This is a genomic window from Pseudomonas syringae group sp. J254-4 (assembly GCF_032586855.1).
GTDB lineage: Bacteria > Pseudomonadota > Gammaproteobacteria > Pseudomonadales > Pseudomonadaceae > Aquipseudomonas > Aquipseudomonas amygdali.
Genome location: NZ_JAWHOO010000001.1, coordinates 16271 through 29126, shown reverse-complemented (window position 1 = coordinate 29126; position 12856 = coordinate 16271). Strand labels below are relative to the sequence as shown.

General features: G+C 59.8%; 13 protein-coding genes. 7 read left to right on the top strand and 6 right to left on the bottom strand.

Annotated elements, in window-relative coordinates; translation table 11 throughout:
• The first annotated feature begins 1 nt into the window (after position 1).
• The 7 genes from RYB09_RS00140 (at position 2) to RYB09_RS00110 (ending at position 6129) form a co-directional block, all read left to right on the top strand.
• Positions 2–406 carry an ExbD/TolR family protein gene (locus RYB09_RS00140; protein ID WP_058401144.1) on the top strand — a complete coding sequence of 135 codons (405 nt, stop codon included), beginning with the start codon at positions 2–4 and terminating at the stop codon, positions 404–406.
• 71 nt (positions 407–477) lie between these two features.
• The gene (locus RYB09_RS00135) at positions 478–2778 is read left to right on the top strand and encodes a TonB-dependent receptor (RefSeq protein ID WP_058401145.1); all 2301 of its coding nucleotides are present in this window, start codon (positions 478–480) and stop codon (positions 2776–2778) included.
• Between the two features lie 39 nt (positions 2779–2817).
• Positions 2818–3213, top strand: coding sequence for a prepilin-type N-terminal cleavage/methylation domain-containing protein (locus RYB09_RS00130; RefSeq protein WP_057430691.1), 396 nt, complete (start codon positions 2818–2820; stop codon positions 3211–3213).
• Between the two features lie 23 nt (positions 3214–3236).
• Positions 3237–3959, top strand: a complete 723-nt coding sequence (locus RYB09_RS00125) for a general secretion pathway protein GspK (RefSeq protein WP_058408433.1) — start codon at positions 3237–3239, stop codon at positions 3957–3959.
• A 558-nt stretch (positions 3960–4517) separates the two neighbouring features.
• A complete protein-coding gene (locus tag RYB09_RS00120; protein WP_122258206.1) occupies positions 4518–4835 on the top strand; it encodes a hypothetical protein in 318 nt (105 codons plus the stop codon).
• Positions 4836–5059: 224 nt separating this feature from the next.
• Positions 5060–5578, top strand: a complete 519-nt coding sequence (locus tag RYB09_RS00115) for a chalcone isomerase family protein (protein ID WP_058401149.1) — start codon at positions 5060–5062, stop codon at positions 5576–5578.
• A 17-nt stretch (positions 5579–5595) separates the two neighbouring features.
• Entirely contained in the window at positions 5596–6129 is a 534-nt protein-coding gene (locus tag RYB09_RS00110; RefSeq protein WP_005783065.1) for a DUF3833 domain-containing protein, read from the top strand.
• A gap of 42 nt (positions 6130–6171) precedes the next feature.
• Here RYB09_RS00110 and moaA read toward each other — a convergent pair whose 3' ends face one another.
• The 6 genes from moaA to RYB09_RS00080 form a co-directional block, all read right to left on the bottom strand.
• Positions 6172–7170, bottom strand: a complete 999-nt coding sequence (gene moaA, locus RYB09_RS00105) for a GTP 3',8-cyclase MoaA (RefSeq protein ID WP_058401150.1) — start codon at positions 7168–7170, stop codon at positions 6172–6174.
• Positions 7171–7449: 279 nt separating this feature from the next.
• The gene (locus tag RYB09_RS00100; protein ID WP_058401151.1) at positions 7450–8796 is read right to left on the bottom strand and encodes a cation:proton antiporter; all 1347 of its coding nucleotides are present in this window, start codon (positions 8794–8796) and stop codon (positions 7450–7452) included.
• 149 nt (positions 8797–8945) lie between these two features.
• Positions 8946–9998 (bottom strand): ABC transporter substrate-binding protein, encoded by a 1053-nt coding sequence (locus tag RYB09_RS00095; RefSeq protein ID WP_316887091.1) that lies wholly within the window; start codon positions 9996–9998, stop codon positions 8946–8948.
• A complete protein-coding gene (locus tag RYB09_RS00090) occupies positions 9995–11179 on the bottom strand; it encodes an FAD-dependent oxidoreductase (RefSeq protein ID WP_316887090.1) in 1185 nt (394 codons plus the stop codon). Before RYB09_RS00090 ends, RYB09_RS00095 begins: the two co-directional genes overlap by 4 nt.
• The gene (locus RYB09_RS00085) at positions 11176–12567 is read right to left on the bottom strand and encodes an FAD/NAD(P)-binding oxidoreductase (protein WP_316887089.1); all 1392 of its coding nucleotides are present in this window, start codon (positions 12565–12567) and stop codon (positions 11176–11178) included. Before RYB09_RS00085 ends, RYB09_RS00090 begins: the two co-directional genes overlap by 4 nt.
• Positions 12564–12854 carry a (2Fe-2S)-binding protein gene (locus RYB09_RS00080; protein WP_002553787.1) on the bottom strand — a complete coding sequence of 97 codons (291 nt, stop codon included), beginning with the start codon at positions 12852–12854 and terminating at the stop codon, positions 12564–12566. Before RYB09_RS00080 ends, RYB09_RS00085 begins: the two co-directional genes overlap by 4 nt.
• Positions 12855–12856 lie beyond the last annotated feature (2 nt).

Sequence of the window (12856 nt, the reverse complement as noted above, 5' to 3'; positions counted from 1 at the left end):
AATGGCCTTCTCCTCAAGCCAGGGCGACGACGCGATCAGCGATATCAACATTACGCCTCTGGTCGACGTGATGCTGGTGCTGCTGGTGGTGTTTATCGTGACCGCACCGTTATTGACCAATGCCATACCGCTTGATTTGCCGCAGACAGCGGCCACCGCGCCGCTGGACGACGCCAAACCAGTGGCCATCAGCATTGACGCCAAAGGCGGTTTGTTTGTCGACGACCAGCCTGTAGCCGAAGAGCAATTACCGGACGCCCTGCAGAATCTGCATACCAATGACCCCGACGTGGCGCTGACCCTGCGTGCCGACACGGCAACTGACTACGGACGCGTTGCCAGGGTTCTCGCCGATGTGCAGCGATCCGGCATAACGCGCCTGGCGGTAATCACCGAAAGCCCTTGATTCCGGCAATTCCGATTAATAGGCGCAGGGCCAGAGCCTGCCGACTTCTTACGCCTTCAGGAAACGTTTTCATGATCATGCTATCGACTACGCGTGCGTCACGTTTTCCCCTTCAACGACTGGTGTTACTGATCGGACTGCATGCACTTAGCCTGACGAGCTATGCGCAGGACAGCGCGACGCCGACAGACCCGGCGCAGGAGCCTGCCACCGGCGCAGCCGATACCACGCTCGGTACCGTTTCAGTGATTGGCCAAGGGGAAACGCGCCAGGTACAGCGTGTCGATGAAAAGGACATCAAGGCCTATTCAGCGGGCACCAACCCGATGAAGGTGCTCCAGCGTCTTGCCGGGGTAAGCTTTCAAGCCGGCGACCCGCTCGGGCGTGAAGAAAGCAGTCAGCGCATCAGTCTGCGTGGCTTCGACATGCATCATCTGGGCTACACACTGGATGGTGTGACGCTGGGCAACATGAGTTTCGCCAATTTCAACGGCCTGAGTATCACCCGCGCAATCATCGCGGAAAATATCGCCAAGAGTGAAGTCGCGGCCGGTATCGGTGCGCTGGGCACTGCCTCCAACAGCAACCTGGGCGGCACAATCGCGTTCACCAGTTCAAACCCCGAAAAGGAGTTTGGCGCGCGCCTTTCGCAAACCCTCGGCAGCTATGACACCACGCGCACGTATGTGCGCGTTGATACCGGCGAATACAACGGGCTGGCGGCTTATGTGTCAGGCGAAAAATACGATGCCGATGCCTGGAAAGGTCATGACAATCCGCAGGAATCCGACGCGCTCAACGCCAAGGTCACCTACGATTTCGACGCTAATCACCTGAGCTTCTATCACAGTACCTCAACGCACAACGAGGCCAACCTGCCTGCCATGTCGAGCAGCATGATCAGGCGTCTGGGGTACAACTGGAGTTACTACACGCCGGACTGGACCCGGGCTGTGAACGCCGCCAACGGTATTTTCACCGGCGGTGTCACCCGTGCAGCAGACGCGACCTATAACGGCAGCAGTTTGCGTGATGATGAACTGGACATCCTCAGTGGCAACTTTTCCCTCAGCGATGATCTGCTGCTGGATGCCACGGTTTATCACCACCACGACTCGGGGCGGGGCAACTCTTACTATCCATTCGTGTACACCAGTGGCAGCACGACCGTACCTACCAACTCCATTCGCAGCACGGTCTACGGTATCAACCGCTCGGGCTTCCAGACCTCGCTGACTTACTTTCTGGGTCAGCACGAAATTCAGGGTGGGTTCTGGATTCAGTCGAACAAGAATGACGTCTCCCGCTACCTGTTCGACCCGACCGGCACGGCACCGCAGAATCACATCGTGAGAACCAAGGGTTTGCCGCAGGTCGCGACCATTCTTTCTCAGGATTACAACGACCTGACTCGGCAATTCTATCTGCGCGACAGCTACACCTTGCTCGACGACCGCCTGAAACTCGAGTTCGGTGCCAAGAACACAGTCACTACCTCGACGGTGGAAGGCAAGGGTGGCGGTTACGCCAGTGGTTCGCTGGAGGCGCGAGACCGTTTCCTGCCGCAACTGGGGGCGACCTACAAGCTTGATGATCAGGATGAGGTGTTTACCTCCTACTCGGAAAACGTCGCCGCCTTCCCCAGTGGCGGCTACGGCCCGTTTTTCACCACTCAGACGGCAGTCGACGCGGCAGGCGGGTTCAAGAACCTCAAACCGGAAACCTCAAAGACGGTTGAAGTGGGTGTGCGTCGCAGCAACGCGCTTTATTCAACCTCGGCCGCGGTCTACAACACCCGGTTCGACAACCGCCTGGTGGCTATTACCAATTGCACCGGGATCGTGATCTGCCAGAACAGCGTAGCCAACGTCGGCTCGGTGACCAGCCGAGGCCTGGAACTGACCTTCGCACTGACCCCGGACGAGAACTGGAGCTGGTCCAACACGGCGTCCTATAACCACAGCACCTACGACGATGATTATCAGAGCGGTACCAGCGAGGTGCATGTCAAAGGCAAGACGGTCGTCGACACGCCCAGGCTGATGTATTCAAGCAGTCTGGACTGGCATTGGCAGCAATGGAACGCGGGCCTGCAGGGCAGCTACATGAGCAAGCGTTATTACACCTACACCAACGACTCGAGCGTTGCAGGCTATTGGCTGGCCAACACCACGCTGGGCTACGACTTCGGCAAGTTGGGCGCGGTCAAGGACACCACCTTGTCGCTGAACGTAGTGAACCTGTTCGACAAGCGCTACATCTCGACTATCAACACGGACGCCAGTGCTGCGAGTGATCCCACTGGCGACTTGCAGATACTTCAGATAGGCAACCCGCGCAGTGCGTTCGTGACCATGGCGGTTCGCCTTTAACGCATCGTCCTGGAGGGCCCGCCCCCGAGGCTGAACCGCATGTGTGAGAGCCGAGCCGACCCCGCACGCTACCAGCGTGGGTTCACCTTGCTGGAGATGCTTGCCGCATTGACCCTTATGGCCATTTGCAGCACGGTCCTGCTGGTCGCCTTCGGCCAAAGCGTGCATTCCCTGTCGCAGGCCGAGCAGAGCGACCGCCTGACCGAGGCGGCCATGAGCGTGATGGATCAGGAAGCAGCAGGGCCGTTGGCTGACGGTATCCGCCAGGGCAGTCTGGGTGGCGGTATCGACTGGCAACTGAGCGTCGCCCGGCAACCGACACGTCAAGGCCAACTGCGCCTGTTTCGCCTGGACCTGACGGTAAGCGACGCCCGGCATCAGGCGCGTTTCAGTACCTTGAGACTGCGTCCGGCGACTGATCAGGTGCACCTGTGAATCCCCAACTATGGCGTGTGTGCATGATGCAGCAGCGTGGCATTGCATTGCTGGTGGTGCTTTGGGTCATGGCCTTGCTCAGCCTGCTGCTGGGGTCACTGGCCGGCTGGGTGCAACTGGAGAATCGCCAGGCGCTGCATCTTCGCCAGCACAGCCAGGCACTGCTGGCCGCAGAGGCTGGCGTCGAGCTGGCGGTGCAGGCCCTGGCTGACCCTGTGCAGCGCAAAAAGTGGGTCGCCGACGGACGTGAAATAGCCCTGACATTCGACGACACGCAGCTCTACATCAGCCTGCACAGCGAGAACGGCAAGCTCTACCTGAACAACGCTCAAGCGGAAGACTTTTCCCGTCTGGCAATGGCGTGCGGCGCGAGTCAGGCACAAGCCAGTCAAATAGCCAGTGAACTCGAAGTTCGGCGAAATAACGGCCAGCCGCCATTTCGCTTGCTTGAAGAAGTTCGGCAACTGCCGAGCATGACGCAAGCGCTGTACAGCAGGCTGTTGCCTGAAATCACGCTGTGGAGCGGCTTCGACCGACCTGATCCGGCCTTCGCAAGCCCGCTGATGCGCATGGCACTCAATCTGCCAACAGGAAACGCGGTGGGCGTCGATCCTGGGGAGGTGCTGGTGATCGAGAGCCGGGCGCAGAGGGCAGAGGGGTCTATGGCGCGGCTGCAGGTGACGGTGTTGTTGAATTCGATGGAGGGGCGAGGCAAGGCCTATACGGTGTTGCGGTGGGAGGAGTGAGGCGGGATTGCAGGCTGAGCAAGAGCCTTGAACATCCGTAATATCTGCCTGGAGCAGTGACTATTCAGTCAGGTTTTAACGTAACTACAAGCCCCTTATACAATTATGTAGTGCTATAAAATATTCACTACATAATCGTTGACGTACCCGTTTTCCTTTTGCATTATGCAGCTGTCTCCCCGATCGGGAGCGCTGCAAAAGGTGTACTGAACAGGCTCGGCAAGCCGTCGAGATGTTCCCGGATGTAGGCTGCCCACAAGGCAGATTGATGGAGCTGAACTGGCATTTGTCGTCGATATGGGCGAGAAGCTGGCGAAACGTCCTCATGATGCTTGTAATGGATCGATTGCTGATCCTGGGTCAGGTCTTTGGGTTTCGTGACTTCTTCTCTCTACGCTGATGCCGCTGTGTAGCGGCTCTTCATCAAGGCTACCTGCATGTCCTTGAGGGGCTGGAGCGGTATTCGACCAACACTTACGTGTGTTGCATTGATGACGCTCTGGCGCATGAACTTGATGTATCAATTATTGAACAGTCTACGAGCGAAGGAGCATCAACATGAATATCAACAAGCAACCGACTATTGATGAACTGGCTCGTCTGTTTGCAGCATGCAAAGACACGCTGGACAACCACATTGTATGGATTGCCGATTCGGGTGAGGTCCATGTCGACGCCATGTCGCCATTCACCCAGGAAGACGAATTCCGTGACGCTCATCCACAGATGCGCACTGCGCTGAAGATGTTTCGTCGCGGTCAGGGTTATGTCGGCAAAAAAGCGGCGGCCGACCGCACGTATGTGGAAAATACGTTGCAGACGCTGAAAGGCGAATGGCAGAAGAGCCGTCGGCAGGCGCACTCTCAGGTCGCCTGAATTCAAGGTGCGATGAGTATTGAGCCCTGAAGCCTGTTCCCGAACCTGATCGGGAACAGGCTTTTTTATTTTCAGCGCCCGAAAGGGTAATTGCCTTATTGGTTGTACAAAGTGTTTTTGCTGGTATAGATTCCGGCCATGAGTCAGTTATCTGGCTTCTCTCATTCCCGGCCTGCCGATGCTTTCATGGCAGCGCCTGCACCTGACATACACAGAGGTTGCCGATGCGTGCGCCACGATGGCTATGGTTGGTGATGTTGCTCAGCGCTGGCGCTTCGGCGGATTGGCGGGAGGCATTGCCCAATGCCCAGGTTGTCGGTGGCGGTGATCTCAGCCTGTTCGGCTTTCGTGTCTACACGGCCAGGTTGCTTAGTCCCGCCAAGCCCTTTGTAGCGGATGCGCCGCTGGCCCTTGAGCTGACTTACCATCGCGATATTGACCGCGAAGATCTGGTCGATGCCAGTATCGATGAGATCAAGCGTATTTCCGGGTCGAAGGTGAACGAACAGCAACTGGCGCAATGGCGTCAGCAAATGAACCAGTCATTTGTCGATGTTAAGCCGGGCATGAAGATTACCGGTGTGTACCTGCCTGGCCGCGAAGCGCGGTTTTATGTTGGCGACAAGCTCCAGCATGTGGTGCCCGACGAGCAGTTTGCCAAGGCTTTCTTTTCTATCTGGCTTGACCCGAAAACCCGTAACCCCGAACTTCGCGAGCAGTTGCTCGGCAGTACAGGCTCATGACCCATCAAGGAGGGCGCATGCTGAGAAAGTGGATGTTGATGTTGTTTGCGGGGCTTGTACTGAGCGGCTGCGGCGGTGTCCCGGTAACCCGTTACAGTCAGGAAGAGCCCAAGCTCGATCTGCGCCAGTACTTCACCGGGCGTGTCGAGGCCTGGGGAATGTTTCAAAAGCGCTCCGGTGAAGTCACCAAGCGCTTTACCGTGGTGATCGACGGGCACAGCGAAGGCGAAGTGCTGGTCATGCACGAGGCCTTCAGCTACAGCGATGGCACCAAACAGGTCCGGGAGTGGCGCTTGCGTCCCGATGGTCCGGGGCGCTGGAAGGGCACGGCAGGTGACGTGGTTGGCGAGGCCTATGGCGAAGTGTCAGGCAACAGCTTCCACTGGAACTATGTGCTCAGGTTGCCGGTGGATGGCACCGAGTATGACGTGAGCCTGGATGACTGGATGTACCTGATCGACAAGCAGACCATGGCCAATCGTTCTTCCATGACCAAACTGGGCGTGGAAGTCGGGCAGATCACTTTGTTCTTTCGCAAGTCGGGCAAATAAACCGCGCCTCATGAGCTGAGGCGTTATCCACCAGGGCGGCTGTCAGCCGCCCGTCATGTTCATGAAGCGCACCACCTGCACGCCATCGTCGTGGGTGAAGTTGTGGCTCCACGGCTTGAGCTGCATGGCGTCGATGATGGCTTTTTCGAGTTTTTCCGGCTGGCCTGGATTGGCGCGCAATACCGCCTTCAAATCCACGGAATGCTCGTTGCCCAGGCACAGCAGCAAGCGACCTTCGACCGTCAGACGCACGCGATTGCAGGTGCCGCAGAAGTTATGGCTGTGCGGTGAGATGAAGCCAATGCGAATGCCCGGCGCTTCGGCCAGACGCCAGTAGCGCGACGGCCCCTGGGTCGAGTCGGTGGAAGGCACCAGCGTGTAACGTTCGGCAATGCGCTCGCGAACCTGATCGCTGGAGTAAAAGGACTCGGCACGGCTGTGCTCGCTGATGATGCCCAGCGGCATTTCTTCGATGAACGAGACATCCAGATTGCGATCGATGGCGAACGCCAGCAGGTCGTTTATCTCGTGATCGTTGCGACCATGCATTACCACGCAGTTGAGCTTGGTATGCACAAAACCTGCGGCATTGGCGGCGTCGATACCGGCAATGACCTTGTGCAGATCACCCGTGCGGGTCAGCTCGCGAAAACGTTGCGGGTCGAGGCTGTCCAGGCTGATGTTCAAACGGGTGACGCCCGCCTTGAACAGCGGGGCGGCCAGTTTGTCCAGTTGTGAACCGTTTGTGGTCATGCACAGTTCGCGCAGGCCGGGCAGGGCGGCGATCTTTTCGCACAAACCCACGACGCCCGAGCGTACCAGTGGCTCACCGCCGGTAAGACGAATTTTACGCGTACCCAGCGCCACGAAGCGCTCGGCTACCTGCAGAATTTCCTCCAGCGACAGAATCTGTTGCCGAGGCAAAAACGTCATCTCTTCGGCCATGCAGTACACGCAGCGGAAATCGCACCGGTCGGTAACCGACATGCGCAAATAATCGACTTTACGTGCAAAGCGGTCCATCAGGACGGGTTCTGACATTTCACCTTCTAAATGATCGAGAGAGCTGTATTCCAGGTTTGGAGGCCAGCGTGCTACAGTGGTTCAGCTCTTTTTGCAGGGTGCAGTATCCGGGCCTCAGGGTAGGCTGGCAAAGTGCCCAGGCCTGCTCACATATTAGCTGCACGCCTCAAGCTTTGCACTGGCGGCCATGCACCTGCTACGTGGCCGCCACGCTACCGAGTCGAAATGCCGCAGTCCAATTGCTTCTTCCAATGCCCTCATCGATCCCCTCTATGGCCCTTTGCCGTAATGAGCCTGTCAATCAGGATTGGCAGCGGCACTGCGCTCGTAGCGTTCCAGTAAAGGCTGGATGCTGATGCCGTGTACCAGAATGCTCAGCGCTACGACCGAAAGGGTCATACCAATCACGACATGGCCGACATCGTGTGCCAGACCGTGTGACAAGGCGAAGCACAGGTAATAAAGGCTGCCGATGCCGCGGATGCCGAACCAGCCGACCAGCGCTTTTTGCCTGCCGTTGAGCAGGCGACGGCTGACCAGCAGCCAGACGCTCGCAGGACGAATCACGCAAAACAATGCCAGCCCCAGACCAATCGCGCGCCAGTCCCAGTACATCGCTAGCGCCGCGCCCAGCAGGGTGATCAGCAACACCTCCATGGCGCGTTCCACCAGGCTGCCGAATGCGAGCATATCGCCCATCATTACCCCGGCAGCCAGTTGCGAGTCGCTCATGTCTTCGCCCTGCGCTACTGTGCCCTGTTCAAGAGATGCAGTCATATGCCCCAGTACCGGTTGCGCGACATGCTCCGACGGCAGCTCTGAGCGCGTGACACGTACTTCAGCCTGACGCAGCCCGAATCCGGCGGCAAATACCGAAAGAAAACCGAAGGCTCCCACACCTTGCGCGACCACGTAGGCCAGGGCGATCAATGCCAGCGCCAGAAAGTCATTGGGTGATGTGGTGCTGTCGGCGTTCTTGATGCGCAGAAAGATCATCAGATGGCCAACGCCGCGGCCCATGCCGTAACCAATCAACAAACCGGCCGGAACCGCCCAGATCAGGTCCTTGATCAGCCATCCCTGGACCCAGTCGCTCATTGCGCCCCCGGAACTCAGGTACAGCAAGGCAAAGATCACGAACGGAAACGCCGTCCCGTCGTTGAGGCCCGCTTCGCCGGACAGACCAAACCGCAGGCGATCCTGGTCCTGGGCGTTGTTCACCTGGACCATCCCGGCCAGTACCGGGTCGGTCGGCGACAGCATGGCACCGAGCAACAACGACACGCCCCAGTCCAGGCCGATAATGTAGTGCCCCGCGACCGTCACGCCAGCAATGGTCGCCAGCATCACTGGCCCGGCCAGCCAGTAGGCAGAGTGCCAGGCTTTGCCGCGCAGGGGCAGGCGCAACTTGATGCCCGTCCCGAACAGGGAAAACAGCACCGCCACCTCGGTCAGGCGCTCCAGCCATTCGTAGGATTTTTCGAAATCCAGATTGACGATATCCAGGCCCATCGGCCCGATGCCAAAGCCAAATCCCAGGCACACCGCTGACGTGGTGACCGGCATCCAGCGCAGGTACGAGGACGTGAGCGCCAATAGCATCAAGAGCACGCCAAGCACGCCCATGCAGACAATAAAACTCATAAAGAAAGAACCACCGTTAAATGCGCCCGAAGAAGAGGGCGTAACGGTGGGACTCTCTTGTGCGGTAATAAGTTGAAATAATTTGCCGGGCGGTGATCAGCCTGTGCTTGCCTGTAAACGGCACGGCCTTTCGACCTTGCCGCTTGCAGCTAGCGCTCGATACTGCGGCTCCAGCGTGCGTTCCACTCGGGGCGGATCTGGTTGACTTGATCCCAGTCGATGGTCACCGCTGTTTCCAGGTACTTCTCCATGGCCTCGACCTGCGCGCGCGTCTTCTCGGAGGTCGGGGTTTTCGGGTTTGACGGTATCTGATCGCCGAACTCCAGCGCAGGTGCCTGTGCTTCCGGTGTCAGCAGGTAGGCCGCCAGCTTCTGGGCCAGCTTTGGCTGGTTGTTATTGGCGATTGCACATTCAGCCACGTTCAACACCACGCCGCCTTCCTTGGGCGAGGCGTATTCCACAGGCACGCCCTTGATCTTCAAGGCGGTCACTTGCGTCGGCGTCAGCGGGAACAGCGCGGCTTCGTCGGTCTGTACCATTTCCGAGATCTTCGCCGAACTGGCGATGTATTCCAGCACGTTCGGTCCAATGGTCTTCGGCCAGGCCTTGAAGCCTGGCTCGACGTCTTTCTCGCTGCCGCCCTGGATACGGTTGAACATCAGAAAGCCATGCAGGCCGAAGGTCGAGGAGGCCAGTGACTGGAACACCACTTTGTCCTTGAAGCGTTTGTCGGCCAGGTCCATCCATGAGGTGGGCGCGCTCCAGCCCTTTTCCTTGAACATCCGCGTGTTGTAGGCCAGGCCGGTCACACCCAGGCTGACGGCTGCTGCCTGCTCCTTGATTTTCGCCTTGGCAGGCAGGTCAGCCAGGCTGGCGCTGGGCTGCAGGGTGTCGCACAGGCCCATGGAAATGGCTCGGTACATGATGCCGTCATCGAGAAAGATGACGTGCATCTGCGGGTTGTCTTTACTCGCCTGCACCTTGGCGAGGATGTCGGCCGAGGTGCCGGGCACGATCACCACCTTGACGTTGTTGGCCTTCTCGAAAGCGGGCAGCACCTGATCGGCATACAGGCGCTCCATGGTTCCGCCGTTCATGCCCAGGTACAGCGTGGTTTCGGCCTGGGCAGGCAACGACACGAGTGCGGCAGCCAAGGGCAGGCATGACAGGCCGGTGAGGGCGAGACGTTTGGTGCTTTTCATAGGGACGACCTTCCTCTGTGCAATGGGATGACGTTCGTAGCGGGTTCTATCGCAGTGGGTTGGGTAGCTGCCTGGCGGAAGCGGCCGATGGAAAAGGCCTCGAGCGAGATCGTTGAGGCACCGCCGCAGACCCATTCGGCCAGCGCTTCGCCCGCGGCCGGGCCGATCTGAAAGCCTGCCCCGGCAAAGCCGAAGCCGTGCAGCAGGCCTGGTCTTGTCAGGCTCGGGCCCAGCACCGGTTCGCGATCAGGCAGGTAGCCTTCAGTGCCGCTCCAGGTGCGAATGGCCTGGGCCCCGGCCAGTGGCGGGTAGAGTTCGACGGCGTTGCGCAGGATGTCGAGCACTGCCGCCTGTCCTGGTCTGGCGTGTGCCGGGCCGAGGGCAAAGCCTTGTCCGCCGCCCAGCACGCAATTGCCGCGTGCCACCTGCCGGGCATAGATGCCGCCGCCTTCGACACCGGTGCTGACGTCCATGAACATCGGCAGTGGTTCTGTCACCAGCATCGCCGGATGCCCTGAATACATCGGCACCGGTTCGTTGAATTGTGCCGCCAGCGCTCCGGCCCAGGCGCCCGCGCAATTAAGCAGCCAGGGGGCTCGCAGTGTCAGGCCGCTGTCGGTCGTGACGATGAAGGCGTTGCCGTCGTGACTGACTTCGCTGACCGGCGCCTGCTCGAATACCTGAGCGTTCGCTCGGCGAGCTGCGCTGGCAAAGGCGGGCGATACCAGACGCGGATTGGCGTGCCCGTCGTCGGCGCACAGCGATGCACCGACGGCGACATCGCCCGCCCAAGGGTAACGGGCGCGCAGTTGCTCTCGATCCAGCAGTTGCAAATCCAGCCCGAACCCCTGGCTGGCTTCGGCGTAGCTGCGCAGCGCATCCATGTCCAGCTCGCTGCGCGCCAGTTTGAGGTGGCCGGAGCGTTGGTATTCGCCGTCGATACCGATCAGCTCACGCAGGCCGCTCCAGATCTGATGCGCCCGTTGCGACAAGGGCAGTTGCGACAAGGGCCGGCCTTGACGGCGCACACCGCCATAATTGACGCCGCTGGAGTGTGAGCCGCAAAAGTCGCGCTCCAGCAGAGCCACACGCTTGCCCTTCAGTGCGAGCGCCAAGGCTGCCGACGAGCCGACAATGCCGCCGCCGATGACAATCGCATCGCTTTCAATCAGCGTGCTCATGGTTGTGTCTCCGCTGATTGCTTGTCCACGGGCAGCATCTCCAGGCCGAACGGCAGTGGCTTGATCGGAGCCTGGCCGCGTAAGCGGCCGACCTGCTCAAGGGGTCGGCCGCTCTCGCGGGCGATGATCTCGGCGGCTGCCAGGCCGCACATCCGGCCCTGACAGCGGCCCATGCCAACCCGGCACATGGCCTTGACCCGGTTGATCTCCCAATGACCGTCCTGCACGGTGGTGCGAATATCGCCCGCAGAGACTTCTTCACAGCGGCAGACAACAGTGTCATCCGCTACATTGGCGGCCCAGTCTTCGGGGAACGGGAAAGCGGTTTCCAGCCCGTGGCGGAAGCGTTCGATGCGTTGCAGTGCGGTTTGCAGGTCACTGATACGCACGGCGTCGACGGTGACACCGCTGTCGTGCAGCAGCCCGAGCGCGGCCAGTTCCCCGGCCATTTCCGCCGCATCTGCGCCCATGATTCCAGCACCGTCGCCTGCCAGATACACGCCTGGCACGCTGCTGCGCCCACAGTCATCGCGAGTGGGCAGCCACGCTCGGTTAAGCGGGCTCCAAGCGAACTCACAGCCGAGCAGGTCGGCCAGTTGTGTCTCGCTGCGCAGCGCATGGGCAAAGGCTACTGCGTCGCAGGCCAGGTGGCCCGGTTGGCCGTTGCGTTGCCAGTGAATGCCGTCTACGCGCTTGTCACCGTTGATGCGTGTGAGGTGTGCGCCCTGATGCACGGGAATGCCATGCGCACTCAGCCATGCGCGGTAATACAGGCCCTTGGCAAGGGTTGCCGGTTGGCCAAGCAGCGCAGGCAGCGCTTTGCATTGGGCTGAAAACGGCGCGCTGTCGAGCACCGCCAGCACGTTCGCGCCAGCCTTGGCATATTGATAGGCAACCAGATACAGCAAGGGGCCGCTGCCGCAAAACACCACGCGTTCGCCAATCGCACAACCCTGATATTTAAGTGCGATCTGCGCTGCACCCAGGCTATACACGCCGGGCAGTGTCCAGCCGGGCACTGGCAGAATGCGGTCGGTGGCACCTGTGGCGACAATCAGTCTGGTGAAGTCCAGGGTTGCGACGGTTCCGTTTTGCAGTGTATCGAGTTGATTGCCTTCGACGTTCCACACCAGCGTCTGCGGCCGGTAGTCGATCTGTGTTGTCAGTGCATCGAGTGTCTGATGCAGCGCAACGGCCTTGCCGCTTTCAAAGCCGTAAAGCGCCTTGGCCGAACGCTGGAAATTCTCTGGCTGGCGACGATAGATCTGCCCGCCGCCGCGCAGACCTTCGTCGATCAGGCAGGCTTTGACACCGTGCTCCAGCAGCGTCTGGGCGGCGCGAATCCCGGCTGGTCCGGCGCCGATAATGGCAACACGGTCATTGCTCATGGCCGTCGCCCCGGTTCACGAATAATCGCCTGGCCAGCTTCCAGCAGCGTCGAACAGGCACGCACCCGCTGGCCGTTGCCCAGTCTTACCCAGCAGTCCTGGCAGGCGCCCATCATGCAGAACCCGGCGCGCGGTTCGGCACTGAAGTCACTGCCGCGCAGGTGCTCGCTGGCGGTCAATACCGCGGTCAGCACGGTGTCGCCCAACAGACCATTGGCCGGTTGCCCATCGAGGGTGAAGGGCAGGACGGGGCGGTCATGTTCAGCCAGTCGTTTCAACAATGCCATAA

What these genes read in the sequence shown, in the direction of transcription:
- RYB09_RS00110 (WP_005783065.1), top strand. Translation starts at nt 5,596, where the DNA reads ATGCTGAGAAAGTGGATGTTGATGTTGTTTGCGGGGCTTGTACTGAGC.
- RYB09_RS00135 (WP_058401145.1), top strand. Translation starts at nt 478, where the DNA reads ATGATCATGCTATCGACTACGCGTGCGTCACGTTTTCCCCTTCAACGA.
- RYB09_RS00095 (WP_316887091.1), bottom strand. Translation starts at nt 9,998, where the DNA reads ATGAAAAGCACCAAACGTCTCGCCCTCACCGGCCTGTCATGCCTGCCC.
- RYB09_RS00100 (WP_058401151.1), bottom strand. Translation starts at nt 8,796, where the DNA reads ATGAGTTTTATTGTCTGCATGGGCGTGCTTGGCGTGCTCTTGATGCTA.
- RYB09_RS00090 (WP_316887090.1), bottom strand. Translation starts at nt 11,179, where the DNA reads ATGAGCACGCTGATTGAAAGCGATGCGATTGTCATCGGCGGCGGCATT.
- RYB09_RS00130 (WP_057430691.1), top strand. Translation starts at nt 2,818, where the DNA reads ATGTGTGAGAGCCGAGCCGACCCCGCACGCTACCAGCGTGGGTTCACC.
- RYB09_RS00120 (WP_122258206.1), top strand. Translation starts at nt 4,518, where the DNA reads ATGAATATCAACAAGCAACCGACTATTGATGAACTGGCTCGTCTGTTT.
- RYB09_RS00140 (WP_058401144.1), top strand. Translation starts at nt 2, where the DNA reads ATGGCCTTCTCCTCAAGCCAGGGCGACGACGCGATCAGCGATATCAAC.
- RYB09_RS00080 (WP_002553787.1), bottom strand. Translation starts at nt 12,854, where the DNA reads ATGGCATTGTTGAAACGACTGGCTGAACATGACCGCCCCGTCCTGCCC.
- RYB09_RS00125 (WP_058408433.1), top strand. Translation starts at nt 3,237, where the DNA reads ATGATGCAGCAGCGTGGCATTGCATTGCTGGTGGTGCTTTGGGTCATG.
- moaA (WP_058401150.1), bottom strand. Translation starts at nt 7,170, where the DNA reads ATGTCAGAACCCGTCCTGATGGACCGCTTTGCACGTAAAGTCGATTAT.
- RYB09_RS00115 (WP_058401149.1), top strand. Translation starts at nt 5,060, where the DNA reads ATGCGTGCGCCACGATGGCTATGGTTGGTGATGTTGCTCAGCGCTGGC.
- RYB09_RS00085 (WP_316887089.1), bottom strand. Translation starts at nt 12,567, where the DNA reads ATGAGCAATGACCGTGTTGCCATTATCGGCGCCGGACCAGCCGGGATT.